Genomic DNA, 21,153 nt, shown 5'->3' with positions numbered 1-21,153 from the left:
TGGAAGTTTTCTATTTACACAAGTTTCACTACAACCTCTGTTTCCACATTACACATCCCGCAATAAAAAACATGATTGCAGTACTCTTGTGAATTACTATGTGTTAAACCATCTACTGCACTTAATAATTCTTGATCCATATACGCACTATAATCGTCTATGTAATCTACAGTTTTTCCATAATCTTGGAGTATACCTTGGCAATTTTGACAAGAATATGTTTGTGATTCTAATGCGTTGCAAAGCGGGCAAATTCCCATCACGATTCCTCCATACGTTATCATTTACAAGCAGATTGAAGAGAGCATCTAGCCGTGCATAGGAGCGTCCTGTCCCCCCTACTTAAAATAGAACTATAAAGTTGCTACCGATTTAATTTTAGTAAGTCATAAATAAGAAGTTAATGATTTGCCCCACAATAGCGGGATACAAGAAGAAAAACATATTTCATATCGCTCTTAGTTTAGCCTTCTTTCTAAAAAATACAACGATTACTCTTATTTCATAATTTACGAAATCACTAAGATTTTTTACAAAATTTACAAATTATTATTTCGTATATCTTTCTAGGTAACATCCATACTATGAGTACAAACTTAATTACCGATGGATTAGCGCCAAACGGGGCGATAATCTGGTTCAAATCCAGCTAGTCCAACCAAAAAAAATTTTTATAACTCTAAGGAGGATATATTCCTATGGCAAACCAAAATTCTTCAAATCAATTAGTAGTACCAGGAGCAACAGCTGCAATCGACCAAATGAAGTACGAAATCGCTCAAGAATTTGGTGTACAATTAGGAGCAGATTCTACGGCTCGTGCTAACGGTTCTGTTGGTGGAGAAATTACAAAACGTCTAGTTGCAATGGCTGAGCAAAGCCTTGGCGGATTCCAAAAATAAATATATATGGCAAAAAGGTCTCAAGGCATATGCCTTGAGACCTTCCTTCATTTATTGCAACATTTGTAAAAACTTCTTCGTACGTTCTTCTTTTGGATTTGTAAATACATCTTCTGGTGTACCTTGTTCGACAACGACACCGCCATCCATAAAAATAACACGGTTCGCAATTTGATGTGCAAAGCGCATTTCGTGCGTTACAATAACCATCGTCATGCCTTCTTTAGCAAGTTCTTTCATTACTTTCAGAACTTCTTGAACAAGTTCAGGATCAAGTGCTGACGTCGGTTCATCAAATAGTAATACTTCCGGCTCCATCGCAAGCGCGCGAGCAATTCCAACGCGCTGTTGTTGTCCGCCTGATAATTGGAACGGATATAAGTCTACTTTATCCGCAAGACCAACTTTTTCAAGGAAATAGTTTGCTTTTTTCTTCGCTTCTTCTTTCCCCATCTTTTTCACTGTAACGAGCCCTTCCATTACATTTTGAAGTGCTGTTAAATGCGGAAATAGATTATGGTGCTGGAATACCATACCTGTTTGCGTACGAAGATTGACAATATCTTTCTTCGATACTTTTTGAGAGAAGTCGAGCTCTTTATTACCGATGCGAATATTACCATCGTTCGGCGTTTCTAACACGTTGAGACAACGCAGGAATGTCGTTTTACCAGATCCAGATGGGCCGATAATAACAACAACTTCCCCCTTCTCAACTGATAAATCTATATGCTTTAGTACGGTATTATCTCCGAAACTTTTTTGTAAATGTTGAATTGAAATCATAAAAACAAAAACTCCTTTTATGAAAGGGTTATTTTAGAGTGTAACGTTCTGAACGTTTTTCTAATATTTGTTGCACAATAGATAATAAGAAGCAAATTGCCCAATAAATTAGACCTGCTTCGAAATAAACAATTAAAAACTCATAGTTCATTGCCGCAATTTCCTGCGCTTTTCGGAACATTTCTGTTACTAAAATTAACGATGCTAATGAAGTATCCTTCACTAAACTAATAAATGTATTCGAAAGCGGCGGAATAGATACTCGCGTTGCCTGCGGTAAAATAACACGTTTTAATGCTTGCGGGTATGTCATCCCAATTGTGTAAGCTGCTTCCCACTGTCCTTTCGGGATTGAAAGGATAGAAGCACGAATAATTTCAGATGCATACGCACCAACATTTAACGAAAATCCAATAACTGCTGCTGTATATGGCTCAACTTCAATATTAAGAGTTGGAAGACCATAGAAAATAATAAATAACTGTACAAGAAGTGGCGTTCCGCGAATGATAGATACATAGATACGAGCAATCCATTGTAAAATACGACTACCTGAAATACGTGCAAGCGCTGTTAACGTCGCAAGTATAATCCCGATAATAAATGTAATAAGCGTTAATGGAATTGTCGTAAATACAGCTTCCTTCAGCATAGGCATGAAGGAAGACTGCATAATATCTATCCAAGTAGACAATCGATCTGAAACCAACGCACTACTTAGATACATTTTCACCGAACCATTTTTTCGCTATTTTATCGTACGTACCATCTTTTTTCATATCTTCTAACGCTTTATTTACTTCTTGTACTACCTTGTCGCTACCTTTACGGAATAAGAATCCACTTTGTGACGCTTCTTTTTCTGTATCTACAATTTTAATTTTTGCATCTTTTTTCGTTTCTAAATAGTTTAGCACTGATAATTTATCATTAATTGTGAAATCAACGCGTCCAGTGTTTAATAATTCTGCAGCTTGGCTAAAGCCTTCTACATTCGTGATTTCTGCACCATTTTTCTTAGCAATATCTGCATAGTTACTTGTTAAAGATTGTGCTGCTTTTAATCCTTTTACATCAGCAAATGTAGCAGGTTTATCTTTATCCTTCGCAATAACTAATACCGCTGAAGATGAAACATATGGGCTAGAGAAGTCATATTTCTTTTGACGATCTTCACGAATACCAACTTCATTCGCAACCATGTCGAAACGTTTTGCATCTAAACCAGCAAGTAAGCTATCCCATTGTGTTTCTTTAAATACAGGTTTTACACCTAAACGTTTTGCAACTTCTTCTGCTAATTCAACGTCAAACCCAGTTAATTTATTACTTGAATCGTGGAATGTGAACGGTGGATATGTACCTTCTGTTCCAATTACAAGTTCACCACTTTGTTTTATCTTTTGTAACGCATCTTGACTAGCTGTATCTTTTTTCTCTTCTTTACCGCAGCCCGCTACAATCCCGATCGCTAATGTAGTTACTGCAAGTACTGAAAATAATTTTTTCATAATGGTAATCCTCCAAGTATTCTGATAGGAATTTAAAAACTATATTGATTGTATGCAATCTTGAACAATTTTTCAATGAAAATGTTCTTATTTAGTTTATCCTTTTTCTTCATAATCAAACAAAAGGGGAAAATAACGCTACATACAAAAAATAAGTAACATTTTTTAATATAGCATTTATAAAGAAAAAGGTAAAACAATACTTCTTATTTAACAGCCCTGATTCACTAAAAAAGAACTTGTGAAAATCACAAGTTCTCCTCCATACATATTAAGCGCTCTGGTTTCCTTCCATTTGCGTTTTGTACATATCGTAATAACGCCCGCGCTTTTTCATTAGTTCATCATGAGAGCCTTTTTCTAAAATCGTTCCTCTATCAAGCACAATAATTTGATCTGCACTTTTAATTGTTGAAAGACGGTGAGCGATAATAAATGTCGTTCTTCCTTTTTTCACAACTTCTAACGCTTGTTGGATCATCGCCTCTGTTTCTGTATCAATACTAGACGTTGCTTCATCTAAAATTAAAATGGCTGGATCAAAAGCGAGTGCTCTAGCAAACGAAATAAGCTGACGTTCTCCGGTTGAAAGTGTGCTTCCTTTCTCCGTAATTTCTTCATCTATATTGTTCGCAAACCGTTCAGCACCAACATCACGCAATGCTTTTACGATGCGATCTTCTGAAATTTTTTCATTCTCTAAGCTTACATTAGAAGCGACCGTCCCGCTAAATAAAAACGGATCTTGCAGTACGATTCCCATATGTTCACGCGTTGCTTGTTTCGGCATCTCTTTTACATCGTGACCATCAATCGTAAGCTTCCCTTTTTCAAACTCGTAAAACTGGAAGAGTACATTCATAATGGAACTTTTTCCTGATCCAGTATGACCGACAAGTGCCACTGTCTCTCCTTGTTTCGCTTCAAAAGAAATATTTTTTAGCACTTCATCTTTTCCATTATAAGAAAACGACACATTATCAAACTTTACATTTCCTTGTAAGCGAGGCATACGTTCCTCTTCTACTGCTTCCCCTTTTTCCTCTAACAATTCAAAAACACGTTCTGATGCAACACGCGATTGTTCTAAGTTAGCAAGCTGATTTACCATATTTGTAATTGGCGAGAACAATCGTGTTAAATAATCAACGAACGCATACAGTATCCCTAGAGAAATGACGCCTGAAGCACTTAATGAAGCACCACCGAAATACCAAATCACACCTGTGAAAGCGATATTTCTTAATACAGACACTAAATTATGAGAAGTTGCTGCATTTAAATTCAAAATTTTATTTTGATATTTAAAATAATCGCCATTTAGTTCTTCAAACTCTTTCTTCGTTTCACGCTCTTGACGAAACGCTTGAATAATCGGCATCCCTTGAATAGATTCATTCACTGTTCCGTTAATATCAGATAAACGTGAGCGCATTTTATGATTGTATACAGACGCATACTTTCTATAAAGAATTGCCCAAACAATTAAAATCGGGATAATAAGTAAACATAACGTCGCCAATTTTACATCGAGTAAAAATAGCGCAGCGAATATCCCAATAATATAAATGATACTAGAAACGAATGTCGCCAGTACCGTTACGTATAAATCACGAATGGCTTCCGTATCATTCGTTACACGCGATACAATTTTCCCTGCTGGTAAATGATCGAAATAACGAATCGGCAACGTTTGAATATGAGAAAAGACATCTTCCCTCATAATTTGAATAATTTTGTTCGCTGCCTTCTGTAGGAAAAATTGCTTTCCGTATGCAAATAATGAGACAACTACTAATAAAGCGAAATAACCACCACCAAGTAATAATAGGGGGTTTATTTCTGGTTTATAAAACGCAAACACTTCTTCTTTCGTTAATGCTTTCGATTTATACACTTGCACCGCCTTACCATTTTGAACGGTAATCATATCACCTTTTACAGTACGTGATCCTTCCAGATTTACTTTATTCGGTACAAAATAATATTGAAAACCAACTTGCATCACACGTACTTCTTTTCCTTTTTTCTCCCCTTCTCCAAAGCGATCACTTCGCTTATAGAAGGTGCCATTATACGAAACAGCCTCTTCACTCTTTTCTGTTTCATACCACGGTTTCTCTATTCCAACGATATGATCGTCAATCATCGTTTTCGCGACGAAAGGACCAGCAAGCTCTGCGATGACGAAAATAAATAACATTAGCATCGCTGCAAAAATCGTCCCTTTCACTTTCATCGCATATTGAAACAATCGTTTTGAAACACTCATATTTTCACCCCACTATCCGCACTTTCACTTTCACCTTGTTGTCTTTCAAACTGCTCCGCATACCAGCCTCCGCTTTTGATAAGCTGATCATGCGTACCTTCTTCTATTACTTCACCTTCATCCATAACGAGAATCCAATCCGCATGTTGTACGGCAGATAAACGATGCGTCGTAATAATTGTCGTCTTTCCGCTTCTTTCTGTTCTTATATTTTCAATGATTGCTGCCTCCGTACGAGCATCAACAGCTGATAAAGAATCGTCCAAAATTAATATTTCCGGATTTTGAATAACAGCTCGCGCAATCGAGATCCTTTGTTTTTGCCCTCCCGATAAAGAAACACCCTTCTCTCCAACGAGCGTTTCTAACCCTTCTGGTAAAAACTCTAAATCCTTTTTAAACGCCGCAATTTCAATTGCTTTCTCGAGTTCTTCTTCCGTCGCTTCTCGGTTTCCAAATAAAATATTTTCCCTTGCTGTTTTTGAGAACAAAATATGTTCCTGAGGTACATACCCAATCCACCCGAGTATATTTTCATTCGTTATTTTATCTAACGTCACATCAGAGACTGCAATATCCCCATCTCCAAGCGGATATTGACGAAGAAGCTGACGTACGAGCGTCGTTTTTCCGCTTCCTGTTTTTCCAACAACCCCAAGCGTTTCCCCTTGTTTTAATGTAAACGAAACCTTTTTCAAATTTTCTCCAGTCGATGAAGGATATGAAAAGGAAACATCCTCAAACTGAATATAATCCGGCTCTTGTACAAGCTTTGGATTTTCCGGATTCTTTACATCCGGTTCGTACGCTAACGTTTCATTCACACGGTCTAACGAAGCGTTTCCTCTTTGCATAACATTAATTAATTCGCCAATTGCAAACATCGGCCAAATCATCATCCCTAAATACACGTTAAATGAAACAAGTTCACCAAGTGTTACCTTTGATTGAAATACAAGATACGCGCCGTACACTAAACCGATTAAATAACTAAGGCCAACAAGCATTTTCACCGTCGGCTGGAATAATGCATCAATTCTCGCTACTTTCATATTTTTTTCATAGACGTCATCTCCTAAATGATGAAACCTTCCCTCATCTGCATTCTCTTGTACGTATGCACGAATAACGCGCACACCAGCAATCGATTCAAGTACTTTATCATTCATATCTCCGAATGCATCTTGCGCAACTGTAAATCTTTCATGCAATTTCTTTCCATATATATTCATCGCATACGCCATAATCGGAAGCGGTATAAGTGCCGCAAATGTAAGCTCCCAACTAATTGTAAATCCCATCATAAAGACAATCGTAAGCATATATAAACTCGAATCCACGAGCGTTAATATACCGAAACCAGCTGTCATAGCGATTGCTTTTAAATCATTTGTCGCTCTCGCCATTAAATCACCAGTACGATTTTTATGATAAAACGTCGGTTTCATTTTAAGTAAATGCCCCATAAATTTAGAGCGCATCGTCTTCTCCAGTACGAATGCTCCACCAAAAAGCTGATGTTGCCAAACGAAAGTAAGACCATATCCAATTACCGTAACCCCTATTAAAATAAGAATAAATTGCATAATCGCCGCATTCGTTAACGTTCCTGTTTTTATATTATCAATCGTAACCCCTAACACTTTCGGGGGAATGACTTCAACTATATTCACAATTAAAAGAGCTCCAATGGCGATACTATATCTCTTCCAATGCTCTTTAAAAAACCATTTTAGCTTTAGTAATACTGATAACAATGTAACCTCTCCCTTCTCGTTCTCGTTTCACTCTCATTTCTTTACCCACTATCCAGATCCATCACATTTACATTTCGTAATCCATACAATCTCATCACATTTTTCCACCTTCCAAAGTTTTATATAGTAACGTGGAAAACAAAAAAAAGCATACCGCCGCTTGACGATATGCACAAAAATGCATAAAAGCGTACGTTACGATATACGCAACGTACGCTTTTTATAAGACAAAGATGCCTTATATATCCGCACGGGTTGCGTAATGATATGAATGTTTTCTGCCATTTGACAGAGCTAAGCCCATTACATTTACGATTACAATCATTACGCACACCCCCTTCATTTATTTTCCATTTATAATCTTACAACTTTATTGAGTATTCTGTCAATTGTTTTTTTACACACCGAATAAAAATATACGCTACATCATTTTGAAATAAGGGAATCTTCTGTAAGAAAGGGCATACAAAATAAAAAAAGAATAAGAAATCGTTTTCACAAACATTTCATTTGAAAAATGTTACCAAACACCCTACAATCACCTTATACTCACTCTTACAAGTTGCTATTTTAGGAGGACTAATCATGACAACTAGCAATACGTACAAATTTTATTTAAACGGAGAATGGAGAGAAACCTCTTCAGGAGAAACAATCGAAATTCCATCTCCATACTTACACGAAGTAATTGGACAAGTACAAGCAATTACTCGCGGAGAAGTAGATGAAGCAATTGCATCTGCAAAAGAAGCTCAAAAATCATGGGCGGAAGCTTCTCTACAAGATCGCGCAAAATATTTATATAAATGGGCTGATGAGCTCGTAAATATGCAAGATGAAATTGCCGATATCATTATGAAAGAAGTCGGTAAAGGATATAAAGATGCGAAGAAAGAAGTTGTTCGTACAGCTGATTTCATTCGTTACACGATTGAAGAAGCTCTTCATATGCACGGAGAAAGCATGATGGGCGATAGCTTCCCTGGCGGAACGAAATCTAAACTTGCGATCATCCAACGCGCACCACTTGGTGTTGTATTAGCAATCGCACCATTTAACTACCCAGTAAACTTATCTGCTGCAAAACTTGCACCAGCATTAATTATGGGTAACGCTGTTATTTTCAAACCAGCAACTCAAGGTGCAATTAGTGGTATTAAAATGGTTGAAGCACTACATAAAGCTGGCCTTCCAAAAGGTCTTGTAAACGTAGCTACAGGACGTGGTTCTGTAATTGGTGACTACTTAGTAGAACACGAAGGCATCAATATGGTATCGTTCACAGGTGGTACAAATACAGGTAAACATTTAGCGAAAAAAGCTGCAATGATTCCACTTGTATTAGAACTTGGTGGTAAAGACCCTGGTATCGTTCGTGAAGATGCTGACTTACAAGATGCTGCAAACCATATCGTAAGCGGTGCATTCTCTTACTCTGGTCAACGTTGTACAGCTATTAAACGTGTACTTGTACACGAAAACGTAGCAGATGAGCTTGTTAGCTTATTAAAAGCGCAAGTAGCTGAACTATCAGTTGGATCTCCAGAACAAGATAGCACAATCGTTCCATTAATCGACGACAAGTCTGCTGACTTCGTTCAAGGTTTAGTTGACGACGCTGTAGAAAAAGGTGCAACAATTGTTATCGGTAACAAACGTGAGCGTAACTTAATTTACCCAACATTAATCGACCACGTAACAGAAGAAATGAAAGTTGCTTGGGAAGAGCCATTCGGCCCAATCCTTCCAATCATCCGTGTTTCTTCAGATGAGCAAGCAATTGAAATTGCTAACAAATCAGAGTTCGGCTTACAAGCAAGTGTCTTCACAAAAGACATTAACAAAGCATTTGCAATTGCTAACAAAATCGAAACTGGTTCTGTTCAAATTAACGGACGCACAGAGCGCGGCCCTGACCACTTCCCATTCATCGGTGTAAAAGGTTCAGGTATGGGCGCACAAGGTATTCGTAAGAGCCTTGAGTCTATGACACGTGAAAAAGTAACTGTATTAAACTTCGTTTAATCTTATATGTAGAAGCTGATCTAATTTTGGATCAGCTTCTTTTTATATCAAATAATTATTCATTCCTAATCACAAACTCTTCTCTATAATCTGATTATTACTATATCCATTGACGTATAAAAATTCATTTGTTACTCTTAAAGACGTTAATTTAATATTTAAATCCTCATTCGTATCTCGGTGAGGTAGAGGTTGCAATCATTAAGAGTATCGTTTCAGGAGATGTAGTGGCATTGATGAAGGAATGAGAAAGGAATGATTGCCGAAGTAAGTTGTGTCCACCATGCACGCTTGCTGGGTCTGCATTTAATAAGTGCAGAACTGTCACAAACGTTTCGTTTGTGGAGAGCTATCGAGAGGTATGTCGTGGGTTTCTTATAAGATAGAAAGCATGTAGCGGCAAATTACGTGCTTTTTTTGTTTTGTTTGGGACTTCTCTTCTCTACTAAGAAGACATACATATCTCCTCGCTTGACTTGGTTATACTAACTTTGGAGGTATTTTCTATGCAACAAAAAAAATGGGGCTTTTGGGTATTAACAGCTTTCGTTGTCGGTAACATGGTTGGCGCTGGTATTTTCATGGTGCCAAGTACGTTGGCACAAACAGCAAGCCCTCTCGGTGTCACTTTAGCTTGGTTAACAACAGGGTTTGGTGTTTTAATGCTAGCTCTTGTTTTCGGTAATTTAGCAATTCGTCGTCCTGATTTAACGACAGGACCACAAAGTCATGCATATGCTTTATTCTCAACACCAAAAAAGAAAAAAATGGCTGGTTTCAGTATGGTATGGGGATATTGGGTAGCAAACTGGGCAAGTAACGTTGCCATCATTACATCATTTGCGGGATATTTATCACTCTTCTTCCCAATTATGAAAGATACACGACTACTATTTTCAATCGGTTCTTTTAACATAGAAGTCGGAAAACTAATTACATTTACGATTTGTTCCATCTTACTTTGGGGAACTCATATTATATTAACAAACGGTGTAAGCGGAGCTGGAAAGCTAAACTTCTTAGCAACAACAACGAAAGTAACTGGATTCCTTTTATTCATCGTCGTTACTTTATTTGCATTCGAGGCTTCTAAGTTTGGACAATGGTACACACCGATGATCGATAAATCAGGTGTATCACACGGCCTTCTTTCACAAGTAAATTTAGCCGCTCTTACAACGCTTTGGGCATTTATCGGAATTGAATCAGCAGTACTTTTATCAAACCGTGCTACCTCTCCTAAAACAGTAAAACGCGCAACGGTTGCGGGATTACTTATTACAGTTGCGATTTACTTAGGAATTACGATTTTAACAATGGGTGTCCTTCACGTTGATAAATTACAAGCTTCTGAACGTCCATTAGCAGACGCATTAAACGCTGCAATGGGGCATGGCGGTGGGAAACTGATGGCATTACTTGCTCTTACTTCCCTATTCGGTTCTATCTTGGGCTGGATTTTATTAAGCTCAGAAGTACCATATCAAGCTGCAAAAGAAGGTTTCTTCCCTTCCTTCTTTACGAAAACAAATAAAAAAGGAAGTCCAATTTACTCATTACGATTAACAAACATTATGTCGCAAGTGTTCTTATTCTCAACACTATCCGGAACAATTGCGGAAGCTTATACATTCGTTATTACCGTATCAACACTAGCCTACCTTATTCCATATCTCGTTTCACCAATCTTCCAGTTAAAACTAGTCGCAACTGGTGAAACATATAAAAATGAAATGCGGGCAAGAATTACAGATGGCATAGTCGCAGTAATCGCACTTTGCTACGCACTATGGGTTATTAAAACCGGCGCAGCCGATATAAAAACGTTCCTTCTCGGAATTGGTTTATTCGTAATCGGATTTGCTTTCTATCCATTAATGAATCGTGATGAGAAAAAAAATAACGAAAAGAAAAACGGGCAAGTTGCATAACGCAATTTGCTCGTTTTTTCTTTTGTAAAACATATATAATAGAACAAAGAGGTGAAAAACATGTCAATCGAATCACTATGGAGCAGCCGCTTCCAACAACATATGCAAAATATCATTACATACTTTGCACGTATGATTAACGGTTTACTATATAGCTTTATCTTCGTTGCCTGTATAGGTGCTTACTATTACGCAAAGTTTCTTAAGACAGCTCCTTCTAAAGGACTATCTTTATTACTTATTACAATCGTCCTAACAGCGATTATAACGAGATGCCCGATCCGTACATTTATTCAAAAACCTGATGCTGTCTATTTGCTTGCATTAGAAGAGAAACTAACGTCTTATTTTAAAAAATCTCTTCTATATAATTACATCATTCAGCTTTTCCCATTATTATTTACGTTCCTTATTCTCGTTCCACTTGCACTGCAATCATTACAATTAACTGTACCTTTCTTATGTACAACCTTTATCATTTTAATGATTACGAAAGCTTGGAATATATATACACATTGGATGTGGCGTGATAGTTATGAAAAAAACATATGGTTCATTATTCGTATTACTTGTAACGCCCTAATCATTTACATGCTATTTTACTCAGCACATGTTCTCATATTAGGCGGATTACTCTTACTACTTGCTTTCCTACTTCTATATACGAAGAAACAGCCTACAAAACGAATACCGTGGGATTACATAATTGAACAAGAAGAAAAAATAAACGTTCGTTTTTATCAATTTGCTAGCATTTTCACCGATGTTCCGCAACTGAATAAGCAAGTAAATAAAAGAAAATGGCTTACAAATTGGATTGAACCTTTATTACATAAAAAACGAGCAACTTTCTTCTATTTACATACACTAGCATTTTTACGCGGGAATGATTATTTCGGTATATATATTCGTTTAGGGTTGATCGGTGCCTTCGCCTTATATTTTATACCAAACATATACGTAAAAGGCGCTATCGCTTACATCGTCCTATATATGATTTCTATGCAGCTCCGTTCCCTGTGGAAATATTTTTCGGGAAATATTATTGTAGCATTATATCCAATTGATACTGAAAAACGAATGAATCAATTTCTTCACTTAATCTTTATATTGCTAAGCATTCAACTCATTGTATTTTCAATTGTTATACTCATTGCTACAAGTCAATTTTTACATAGCCTTATCATTATGATTGTCGGGTTACTCTGGATTAAATTTATTATTGTACCAAAAACGAAGCAACGAATTTCTGCGTTTTAACGAAAGGAATTATCTTAAAAGCCAAGGAGAGAATAAATTCTCTCCTTGGCTTTTTTATTTTTCTTCCCCAAACAAGAATTACTGAAACAACCGATATTTTATGATTTTTACATACAAAAACGATAATACATGTTTACGCCCTAACAAAAAGGGTATGTATTAAATTAACAGGGCAAAGGAGGTGCCTATATTGTGAATAAGAAAATGGAGCAATTGGAACATCACATTACAGATAATCAATGCAAACATGCTTTAACAACAAACCAAGGAGTAAAAATAGCCGAGGATGAATTTTCTTTAAAGATGGGCTTAAGAGGCCCAACCTTAATGGAGGATTTCCACTTTCGCGAGAAAATGACCCACTTTGATCATGAACGAATTCCTGAAAGGATTGTTCATGCGCGCGGAGTTGGCGCACATGGTTATTTTCAGCTTTATGAATCTTTAGAGGCATATACAAAAGCAGATTTTCTTACTAACCCTTCAAAAAAAACACCTGTATTTGTACGGTTCTCGACCGTTCAAGGCTCTAAAGGATCCAATGACACAGTAAGAGATGTGCGCGGATTTGCCACAAAATTTTATACAGATGAAGGTAACTATGATTTAGTAGGTAATAATATGCCAGTATTCTTTATCCAAGATGCTATTAAATTTCCTGATTTTGTACATGCAGTTAAACCAGAGCCACATAATGATATTCCTCAGGGAGCTAGTGCTCATGATACATTTTGGGATTTTGTTGCGCATAATCCCGAGTCTACTCATATGGTTATGTGGCAGATGAGTGATCGCGCAATTCCGCGTAGTTTACGAATGATGGAAGGTTTTGGAGTTCATACATTTCGACTTATTAATAAAGAAGGAAAAGCCCACTTCGTAAAGTTTCACTGGAAACCTACCCTAGGGGTTCATTCATTAGTATGGGATGAGGCTCAAAGGATTGCTGGGAAAAACCCTGATTTCCATCGTCAAGATTTATACGAAGCAATTGAAAAAGGCGATTATCCGGAATGGGAGCTTGGATTACAGTTAATTCCGGAAGAAGATGAGCATGCATTTGATTTTGATATTTTAGATCCAACGAAACTATGGCCTGAAGAAGAAGTTCCTGTAAAACTAGTTGGTAAAATGACACTGAACAAAAATGTTGATAACTTCTTTGCCGAAACGGAACAGGTAGCTTTTCACCCTGGCCATGTCGTACCAGGTATTGATTTTTCAAATGATCCTCTTCTGCAAGGAAGATTGTTCTCCTATACAGATACACAATTATCTCGTTTAGGAGGTCCTAATTTCCACCAAATCCCTATTAACCAGCCTGTATGTCCTTTTCATAATAATCAACGTGATGGTATGCATCAAATGCAGATTCATCGCAGTCAAACAAGCTATCATCCTAATGGCTTAAATAACAATCAACCAGCAACCGTCCAAGCCGAACAGGGTGGATATGAACATTATCAAGAAAAGGTTGATGGACATAAAATTAGGGGGCTCAGTAAAAGCTTCCTTAACTTTTATTCTCAAGCTAAACTTTTCTACAATAGTATGAATGCTATTGAAAAGCAGCACATAAAAGACGCATTTTGCTTTGAAGTTGGGAAGTGCAAATCAGACATGGTGAAGGCAAATGTAATTGCTCTTTTAAACCACGTCGATCGTCAATTAGCAAAGGAAGTCGCTAACATGATTGGAGCTCCCTTGCCTAAGGAAAATCAAGAAATAAATTCGGATGCAAAATCACCTGCACTCAGCATGTCCAATACTATTTTTAAAGCTGATTCCAAAAATGTGGCAATTCTATTAAATGGCGATCCAAGCATTTCCCTTCTGTCCGAATGGATTCAAGTTTTTGCACAGCACCGAATTAACTATGGCATCATAGATAATAAAATTCATCATTTCAATGATTCTATTAAAGTAACGGATACTTATACAACAGCAGACTCCTCACTTTTTGATGCAGTCTTAGTGTTTAGTAGTGAATCTGTCATTAAACCCCCTGTTTTAGAATTTGCAGAAACTACTTTTAAACACTTTAAACCGATAGCCTATGTCCTTAGCGACCCTCATGCTTTAGACCATAGTAAGGTTAAACTGGATGGAGCAGGAGTTTACAACTTAACAGATACTTCAATTGAATCATTTATAGAAGGCATTGCCCAAGGACGATTCTGGAACCGATAATATAATGTAAGGAGCGGATTAGAATGAGTAAAAAAATTGCTACTTTAATAACAGATTATTTCGAGGACACAGAATACACAGAGCCAGCAGAAGCTTTTAAACAAAAGGGATATGAATTAACAACTATTGAAGCAGAAAAAGGTAAAACGGTACACGGTAAACAAGGAAAAAGTGAAGTTGTAATTGATAAAGGTATCGATGATGTTTCTCCAGAGAACTTTGATGCCCTCTTCATACCAGGCGGATTTTCCCCAGATATACTTCGTGCAGATGAACGTTTCGTTCGCTTTAGCAAAGCATTTATGGACGCGAAAAAACCTGTTTTTGCTATTTGTCACGGACCCCAATTACTCATCACTGCACAAACTCTTGAAGGACGTGATGTGACTGGATATAAATCCATTTCGGTCGATTTAAAAAATGCCGGCGGAAATTTTCATGACAAAGAGGTTGTCGTATGCCAAAATCAGCTAGTAACAAGTAGACAACCGGAGGATATCCCAGCGTTTATTGAAGAATCATTGCGTATATTAGGATAGTTATTATAGGTTAACCAAAATAGCTGTTTAGCTACTTTGGTTAACCTTTTTATTTGTATGAAAATTAAAAAGGAATATCATTTTTAATGACCTGTGGATTCCTCCCTTCTTCGTCCCCAAATTTCTAATCACTTTTCATAGGCATTTCTCATATAGTGAAAATGACTATACGATTCCTATCCATAAGTTAAATAATAATTTTACACATATATAAATACAAAAGATGGGAGCCTTAATTATGAATAACAATCCACCTTCAACGCCCCCAAATCCAACGGAAACGAATAATAATGAAGTAAGCTTACAAACGTTACGCGTTATTGGGCTTATTGTACTAATTAGTGGCTACATATTAGTAGCTCTTTCTGAAGTAGGAACGTTAAAAAATCTTTTACTACAGCCTAGTACTACTCCAAATTTAGCTGAAGTTGATCCGTTTTAAAAATTATATAAAAAGCGAGTCCAGTTCGTTCGCTTTTTATATAGTTTTACCCAATCTGAGAAACCTCTCTCTCATCCTCATACTTCTCTTTCCCAATCGCCTTCATAAATAATAAAATACTGCTCATACCAACGATAAAGTACAGAGCACTCATGCCCCAAGATGCAATAAATGACCCCAACATAACACCCAATGCTCCGTTCATTTTTGCCACTTGAAAGACCATTCCGTTAATCGCCATATATGAACCTCTTGCCTCATTCGGCACCATATCTGCCATAATAGATTGACGAACTGGTACATACATCATCTCACCTACCGTTTGGAAAAGCCCTGCAATTAATAAGACCCATAAACTATTGCTCGTTCCGAGTATTGTAAATCCAATTGTGTAAATGAATAAACCTACATATAAAATTTTTAAATCGTTGAAGCTTTTTAGCATTTTAATAAGAAGTGCTGAACATAACACAACTAAAATTGTATTCTCTGCTGAAATCCAGCTCAACATTCGAATACCTGTTAAATCAAACGTAAAACCATTCCCGAATAAAAAGTGCACTGTTTCAAATTCCTGCTGCAAACGTACTCCTAAATAATTATTAATTTGAAACTCTAAAGATAATGTACATATACTTGCTGCGCAAAAAATTAAAAACGTTCTATCTTTCATCACGACTTTATAACTATCCGCCATATCTTTTAATACATTTTTCTTCTCTACTATTTTTCGTGCTACATACACTTCTTCCATATATACAGCCATCACATATAAAGTAATAATTGCAATAACTGTTAATCCGATAAACAATTGTAATCTATAGTTTTCAAATAGTAATCCGCCAAATATCGCTCCAATTGCAATAGATAAATTAATCGCCCAGTAGTTAATGCTGTACATCACTTTTCGATTTTCAGGTGTACTCACATCGATTAACATCGCTTCCGTCGCTGGATTCATAAGTCCAGACCCTAAACTATTCACTAACATAAACACAAATGTTAGCCACGGTGAATCTATATAATCCGAATTTGCAATCCCCATACAAGCGATTGAAATGGCTTGTATACTTTGACCGATAATCATTACTTTTTTACGACCGAGCCGATCCCCAACATACCCACCGTATAGACCAATTACTAATGAAGCTATTACATTAATGAGTAGTAACGCACCAGCAATCGCACTACCTAACTTTATTGAAAAGTAAATCGCCATAAATGGAAAAATCATCGTGGACACAGTACGTGTTAAAAACGAAGTTATAATTCTAATTTTTATATTTCGATGCATACTCCAAAATCCCATTGTTTCCCCCTCCTTATGCTTACTTATTTTACTTTGAAAAAAAGGAAGAAAAAGGTTAGAATATTCTAAAGAGTTTCCCCTTTTATTATAGAAGGAAGTGTATATATGAAAATTATGGACTATTACATTCGGTTAAGATTACATGCGCAAGATCAACAACATATACGAAATAGCTTACAAGAGTTAGCAGATATTTTATATTGCAGTACGAAAAACGTAAAAATTTTATTAAAGAAGATGAGTGAGGAGCAATTAATTCGCTGGACTCCCGGGCGAGGCCGCGGGAATAAAACGGAAATCCTATTTATACATAATTTCGTAGAAGCGATTGAGTCCTATACAGATGAACTGTTAACGCAAGAAAAGTTAAAGGATATTTTTCTTCTTTTAAAAGAGCCCCTACCCTTTGCACTTCAAAAAAAAATAGAAAATAAACTACATCATCATTTTGGATACGAACCTTCAAATGATATGTATGACATATTAAAGATTCCTATATCAAGAAAGATATTCCCATTAGATCCGGCTTTTGTGGCTGTAACTACAGAGAGCCATCTTACGAGTCAAATTTTTGACACGTTAGTCGTTTATAACGATGTTACTGAAAAAATGGAACCACACATTGCACATACGTGGGAATTAAGTGAAGACGGGCTTACGTGGACCTTTTATTTACGAAAGGATATACATTTTCATAACGAAACAGTTTTAACTTCTAAAGATGTACAATTTTCATTTGAACGATTAAAGCAAGTTCACTCTCCTTTCGAATGGTTAACAGAAGAAATTGTTCAAATCGAAACACCATCACCACTACAAATACGGTTCCATTTAGCAAAACCCAACTTTTTTTTCTTACACTATGTAAGTTCCATGCAACTAGCTATTTTGCCGCGTGATGCTAGTATTCAAAATCATCATTATGTAGGTACTGGACCTTTCAAACTTGCTCATTACACTGAAGACAATATCGTACTCGAAGCGTTCACCCATTATTTTAAAGAGCGTGCGTTACTAGACCGTATTGAATTTTGGGGTATTCCTGATCATGTGCAAATAGATGCTGATTATGAACTACCAAATGAAGAAGAAAATGAAAGACATGATATACAAATAGAAGAAATAGGTTGTATTTATGCTAGCTTCAACTTTACAAAACCTGGTCCTCATCACGACATGTACTTTCGAAAAGCTTGGAGAGAACTATATGACGTTGAAACGATACTTCGTAGCATAGAGGGTAGACGGACAATTGCTGCATCAAGCTTTTTCCCTGAAAGAAGCCGCAAAGCTACTAAAAGGTCCTACTCTTTAGAAAAAGCGAAAGAGTATTTAAAAAAGAGCACCTATAATGGCGAAACGATACATATTTACTTCTTCGCATTTAAAGATAGTGCAAATGACGCACATTTCCTAAAGGAACGTTGCGAACAATTAGGAGTACACGTAGAACTTCATCCATTTCTCGTTTCAGATTATATGGATCATTCTATCAATAAACACGCCGATATTATTTTCATGGGAGAAGTGTTTGCTGCCGATCATGAACTTGCATTCTTAAATGTATTTAAAAATAAAAGTTGCTTCGTAAATAGGTTCATGGACCCGCACTATGCAAAACAAGTTAACTGTTTACTTGATACATTTTTATTAGAAGAAAATAAAGAAAAACGCTATGAGCTCATGTATGAGATCGAAGAATTTGTACAAGCAGAACACATCATTTTATTTAACTATCACGTTTTAAAAAGAAAAACATATCCCTCTTCCTTAAAAAATGTAACAATTGATTCATTCGGCTGGGCAAATTTTGCGAAGTTATGGATACAGCCATCCACGTATTAAAATGTGAGTTTTTATAAAGTGAAACTTTAATCAGTGGGGTTTTGTTCATCCCCACTGATTATTAGCCCTCACCAATCGGGCTTTTACGGGCAGTTGATCCCCCACCTAATTTCTTTGCTTCCGCTGAATTTTGAGGTGGGGGTCTTACTGCCCGTTAATGCGGGGTAAAAGGAGAGGAACCATGAAAAGCACCCTAGAAAAAAGACTTTCTTATCTATACACAGGTGAGTTATTTTCAGTCATTACTTTTATTTTCACAAGTTACTTACTTAATTTTGCTTATCCTACGTTACATTTATATTCCCTATATTCTTTTTGGGGATCATTTCTTCTTTTAGAGTTTATCTTATTGCAAGGAGTAATTTACTGGTACGTAAAATGGAAACGAATAAAAAAAGAGAAAACATCTGTTACCCCTATTAGGGTGGTTCAATATTTAAAAATACTTCAAAAGATAAATATAGCATTCATTATCACAGAATTTATTACGTTTACTATTGATTTTATAATTTGGTATCCCCACTTACCTTTAGGCGGGCTATCATTCACTCTATTTATTTATATTTTCGCATTACTTGAGTACATTAACTATTATCATACTCAGCTTTCATACGATAACATCCCTGATATTAAACATTTAATCAAATCAAAAAAACTAAAACAGTCCTGTATAAGTAAAGATTTTCAACGTATTTCATGATAGAGAAGGTACTACATCCTTAGTAGTACCTTCTTCACATACTATTATTTAATTACTCCATCTAAGTGATCTTTCAAGTTCAATACATATTGCTCAATATTCGGATTCTTCACCACATCATAACAAGCAAAGCTCTTTAACGGACTCATGCCAAGAAACTTTTGCACGCGGTGTAAATGGCTAAGCGTTGACTCTAAACTTTCCCCTTCAAAGAACTTCGTCTTATCTCCAAATGCCTTTTCAGGTGCATTCCAAGTTGTAGAAAACATATACTGCTTCTCTTTTAATAAACCACCTGTTCCATATTCATCAGCACCCTTAAAGAACAAACCGTATTCATATACTTCATCCATATACGTTTTAAATAACCCAGGTACACTAAACCAGTAAATTGGCGTTTGATAAATCACAACATCCGCCCATAAAAACTTCTCTTGTTCTTCTTTAATACTATAGCCATCTTGAATCGTTGTTGTTTTCACATGATGCTTCTCACTTAATACCGTTACCATATAATCAACTAACGTTCTATTTAATCGTCCTTCTTTCGTACCGTATTTTTCATGTCCATTTATAATAAATATATTTTTCATCACTTTTCTCTCCCCTATTTTATTCCTCGGCTATTAACCCAAGTTGTTGTTTCAGCGTAAGATTATCTTCTAAATGCCAGTCTTCCGTTATCTTTCCGTCTTTCACATGTAAAATATCAATTGCAAAAAAATTGATTTTCTTATCCTTATGCGTTCCTGTAAAAGAAAGACGAGCTGTTACTTTATCACCGACGACTAATAAATCTTCAATCTCGCAATGTATATTAGGAACGACTTTACGAAAATTTTGTGCCGCAAACTTTAATCCTTCAGTGCCTTGTGGTCGCCCTTTCGGCAATGTATTATCGGAAAAATCTTCAGAAACAGTTTGCAGAATAAGTTCCTCCTTACCTGTATCCCAAAATGCATAAAAACGCTGCGCTGCATGAACCATTTCGGTCGCTTCCTTTTTACTTAGTGAGGGATCAATTGTCATCGCTTTTGGCTTTGGCATTTCTTTTAATAACTGGATTTCCGTTTTTTGTTCCCCGCTACATGCTACAAGTACAATACAAACAACAAACAAACTAAGGAATCCAAACAACTTTTTTATCCCCATGAAAATCACCTCCTCCTTCATACAAACCCTTTGTATTTCATATTACTATTGTATATGCACTAACTTCCTTTATGGAAGTAGTGATATTTTTTTCATATAGTTACCAAAAGTATAGTTTTGTGATACTATAAAGCAAATTCATCAAAAAAATTTTTATGGAGGCTATTTCCATGAACAATATAGATCCAGTTGAATTAACGAAAGGTTTACCAGGCATACCTTGTCCTATCGCTAAAACCCTTGATGTAATTCGTACAAAATGGACGTTTTTAATCATTCGCGACCTTCTTATCGAAGGAACATTACGCTTTAGTGATTTACAAAAATCAATGGACGGGATTAGTCCGAAAACATTATCACTTCGCCTAAAAGAATTGGAAGCACAAGGGATTATAACGCGAAAAGTATATCCAGAGGTTCCGCCTCGCGTAGAGTACACGTTAACGGATAAAGGAAAGCAATTAGAGGGGATATTTATTGAATTAAAGCGTTTTGGATTAAGTTTATAAACGAAAAGCCCCTTACCATAAAA

19 protein-coding genes and 1 riboswitch are annotated in these 21,153 nt (G+C 36.4%); of the genes, 10 read left to right on the top strand and 9 right to left on the bottom strand.

All coding sequences use genetic code 11. From position 1 onward, the window contains the following. Positions 1–14 precede the first annotated feature (14 nt). The gene (locus DN389_RS07960) at positions 15–260 is read right to left on the bottom strand and encodes a hypothetical protein (protein WP_000510463.1); all 246 of its coding nucleotides are present in this window, start codon (positions 258–260) and stop codon (positions 15–17) included. 438 nt (positions 261–698) lie between these two features. On the opposite strand from DN389_RS07960, the gene sasP reads away from it, so the two are divergent. Then, a complete protein-coding gene (sasP, locus tag DN389_RS07955; RefSeq protein WP_000013339.1) occupies positions 699–902 on the top strand; it encodes a small acid-soluble spore protein, SasP family in 204 nt (67 codons plus the stop codon). Positions 903–953: 51 nt separating this feature from the next. Here the strand turns inward: sasP and DN389_RS07950 are convergent, their stop codons facing one another. The 5 genes from DN389_RS07950 to DN389_RS07925 form a co-directional block, all read right to left on the bottom strand. Next, positions 954–1,688, bottom strand: coding sequence for an amino acid ABC transporter ATP-binding protein (locus DN389_RS07950; RefSeq protein WP_149237000.1), 735 nt, complete (start codon positions 1,686–1,688; stop codon positions 954–956). Positions 1,689–1,716: 28 nt separating this feature from the next. Further along, positions 1,717–2,415: an amino acid ABC transporter permease gene (locus DN389_RS07945; protein ID WP_033657688.1), complete on the bottom strand. Its 699-nt coding sequence runs from the start codon at positions 2,413–2,415 to the stop codon at positions 1,717–1,719. Beyond that, positions 2,402–3,199 (bottom strand): amino acid ABC transporter substrate-binding protein, encoded by a 798-nt coding sequence (locus tag DN389_RS07940; RefSeq protein WP_000732851.1) that lies wholly within the window; start codon positions 3,197–3,199, stop codon positions 2,402–2,404. Before DN389_RS07940 ends, DN389_RS07945 begins: the two co-directional genes overlap by 14 nt. A gap of 271 nt (positions 3,200–3,470) precedes the next feature. Beyond that, positions 3,471–5,471 carry an ABC transporter ATP-binding protein gene (locus DN389_RS07930; RefSeq protein WP_149236999.1) on the bottom strand — a complete coding sequence of 667 codons (2,001 nt, stop codon included), beginning with the start codon at positions 5,469–5,471 and terminating at the stop codon, positions 3,471–3,473. Beyond that, positions 5,468–7,228: an ABC transporter ATP-binding protein gene (locus DN389_RS07925; RefSeq protein WP_098802200.1), complete on the bottom strand. Its 1,761-nt coding sequence runs from the start codon at positions 7,226–7,228 to the stop codon at positions 5,468–5,470. Before DN389_RS07925 ends, DN389_RS07930 begins: the two co-directional genes overlap by 4 nt. A 585-nt stretch (positions 7,229–7,813) precedes the next feature. Between DN389_RS07925 and gapN the strand changes: the two genes are divergently transcribed. The 6 genes from gapN to DN389_RS07890 all read left to right on the top strand — a co-directional run bounded on the left by gapN (position 7,814) and on the right by DN389_RS07890 (position 15,615). Next, entirely contained in the window at positions 7,814–9,253 is a 1,440-nt protein-coding gene (gene gapN, locus DN389_RS07915) for an NADP-dependent glyceraldehyde-3-phosphate dehydrogenase (RefSeq protein ID WP_000213652.1), read from the top strand. 178 nt (positions 9,254–9,431) lie between these two features. Next, a riboswitch (Lysine riboswitch) is annotated at positions 9,432–9,613 on the top strand. Positions 9,614–9,759: 146 nt separating this feature from the next. Continuing rightward, positions 9,760–11,184, top strand: a complete 1,425-nt coding sequence (locus tag DN389_RS07910) for an amino acid permease (RefSeq protein ID WP_087985765.1) — start codon at positions 9,760–9,762, stop codon at positions 11,182–11,184. Between the two features lie 60 nt (positions 11,185–11,244). Beyond that, positions 11,245–12,444, top strand: coding sequence for an ABC transporter permease (locus DN389_RS07905; protein ID WP_149236998.1), 1,200 nt, complete (start codon positions 11,245–11,247; stop codon positions 12,442–12,444). Positions 12,445–12,636: 192 nt separating this feature from the next. Further along, positions 12,637–14,634, top strand: a complete 1,998-nt coding sequence (locus tag DN389_RS07900) for a catalase (protein ID WP_149236997.1) — start codon at positions 12,637–12,639, stop codon at positions 14,632–14,634. A 23-nt stretch (positions 14,635–14,657) separates the two neighbouring features. Then, positions 14,658–15,173: a type 1 glutamine amidotransferase domain-containing protein gene (locus DN389_RS07895; RefSeq protein ID WP_088062087.1), complete on the top strand. Its 516-nt coding sequence runs from the start codon at positions 14,658–14,660 to the stop codon at positions 15,171–15,173. Between the two features lie 238 nt (positions 15,174–15,411). After that, positions 15,412–15,615 (top strand): hypothetical protein, encoded by a 204-nt coding sequence (locus DN389_RS07890; RefSeq protein ID WP_001063864.1) that lies wholly within the window; start codon positions 15,412–15,414, stop codon positions 15,613–15,615. 46 nt (positions 15,616–15,661) lie between these two features. On the opposite strand, the gene DN389_RS07885 is transcribed toward DN389_RS07890, so the two are convergent. After that, complete coding sequence (locus DN389_RS07885; RefSeq protein ID WP_149236996.1) at positions 15,662–16,924, bottom strand: MDR family MFS transporter; 1,263 nt, start codon at positions 16,922–16,924, stop codon at positions 15,662–15,664. Positions 16,925–17,029: 105 nt separating this feature from the next. Here DN389_RS07885 and DN389_RS07880 point away from each other — a divergent pair, with 105 nt between their 5' ends. Both DN389_RS07880 and DN389_RS07875 read left to right on the top strand, forming a co-directional pair. Beyond that, on the top strand, positions 17,030–18,769 hold the full coding sequence (locus tag DN389_RS07880; RefSeq protein ID WP_149236995.1) for an SgrR family transcriptional regulator: 1,740 nt from the start codon (positions 17,030–17,032) through the stop codon (positions 18,767–18,769). Positions 18,770–18,950: 181 nt separating this feature from the next. Next, positions 18,951–19,469, top strand: a complete 519-nt coding sequence (locus tag DN389_RS07875) for a general stress protein (RefSeq protein WP_098802206.1) — start codon at positions 18,951–18,953, stop codon at positions 19,467–19,469. A 44-nt stretch (positions 19,470–19,513) separates the two neighbouring features. On the opposite strand, the gene DN389_RS07870 is transcribed toward DN389_RS07875, so the two are convergent. Together DN389_RS07870 and DN389_RS07865 are read right to left on the bottom strand one after the other, a co-directional pair. After that, positions 19,514–20,062, bottom strand: coding sequence for an NAD(P)H-dependent oxidoreductase (locus DN389_RS07870; protein ID WP_088121521.1), 549 nt, complete (start codon positions 20,060–20,062; stop codon positions 19,514–19,516). Between the two features lie 19 nt (positions 20,063–20,081). Further along, positions 20,082–20,621 carry an ester cyclase gene (locus tag DN389_RS07865; RefSeq protein ID WP_000511566.1) on the bottom strand — a complete coding sequence of 180 codons (540 nt, stop codon included), beginning with the start codon at positions 20,619–20,621 and terminating at the stop codon, positions 20,082–20,084. Between the two features lie 170 nt (positions 20,622–20,791). On the opposite strand from DN389_RS07865, the gene DN389_RS07860 reads away from it, so the two are divergent. Beyond that, the gene (locus DN389_RS07860; RefSeq protein ID WP_001059466.1) at positions 20,792–21,130 is read left to right on the top strand and encodes a winged helix-turn-helix transcriptional regulator; all 339 of its coding nucleotides are present in this window, start codon (positions 20,792–20,794) and stop codon (positions 21,128–21,130) included. The last annotated feature ends 23 nt before the right edge of the window (positions 21,131–21,153 follow it).

It is taken from the genome of Bacillus sp. AY3-1, assembly GCF_008368785.1.
Classification (GTDB): Bacteria; Bacillota; Bacilli; order Bacillales; family Bacillaceae_G; genus Bacillus_A; species Bacillus_A wiedmannii.
The sequence above is the reverse complement of the archived record's forward strand: the minus strand, read 5'-3'. Positions and strand labels throughout refer to the sequence as shown.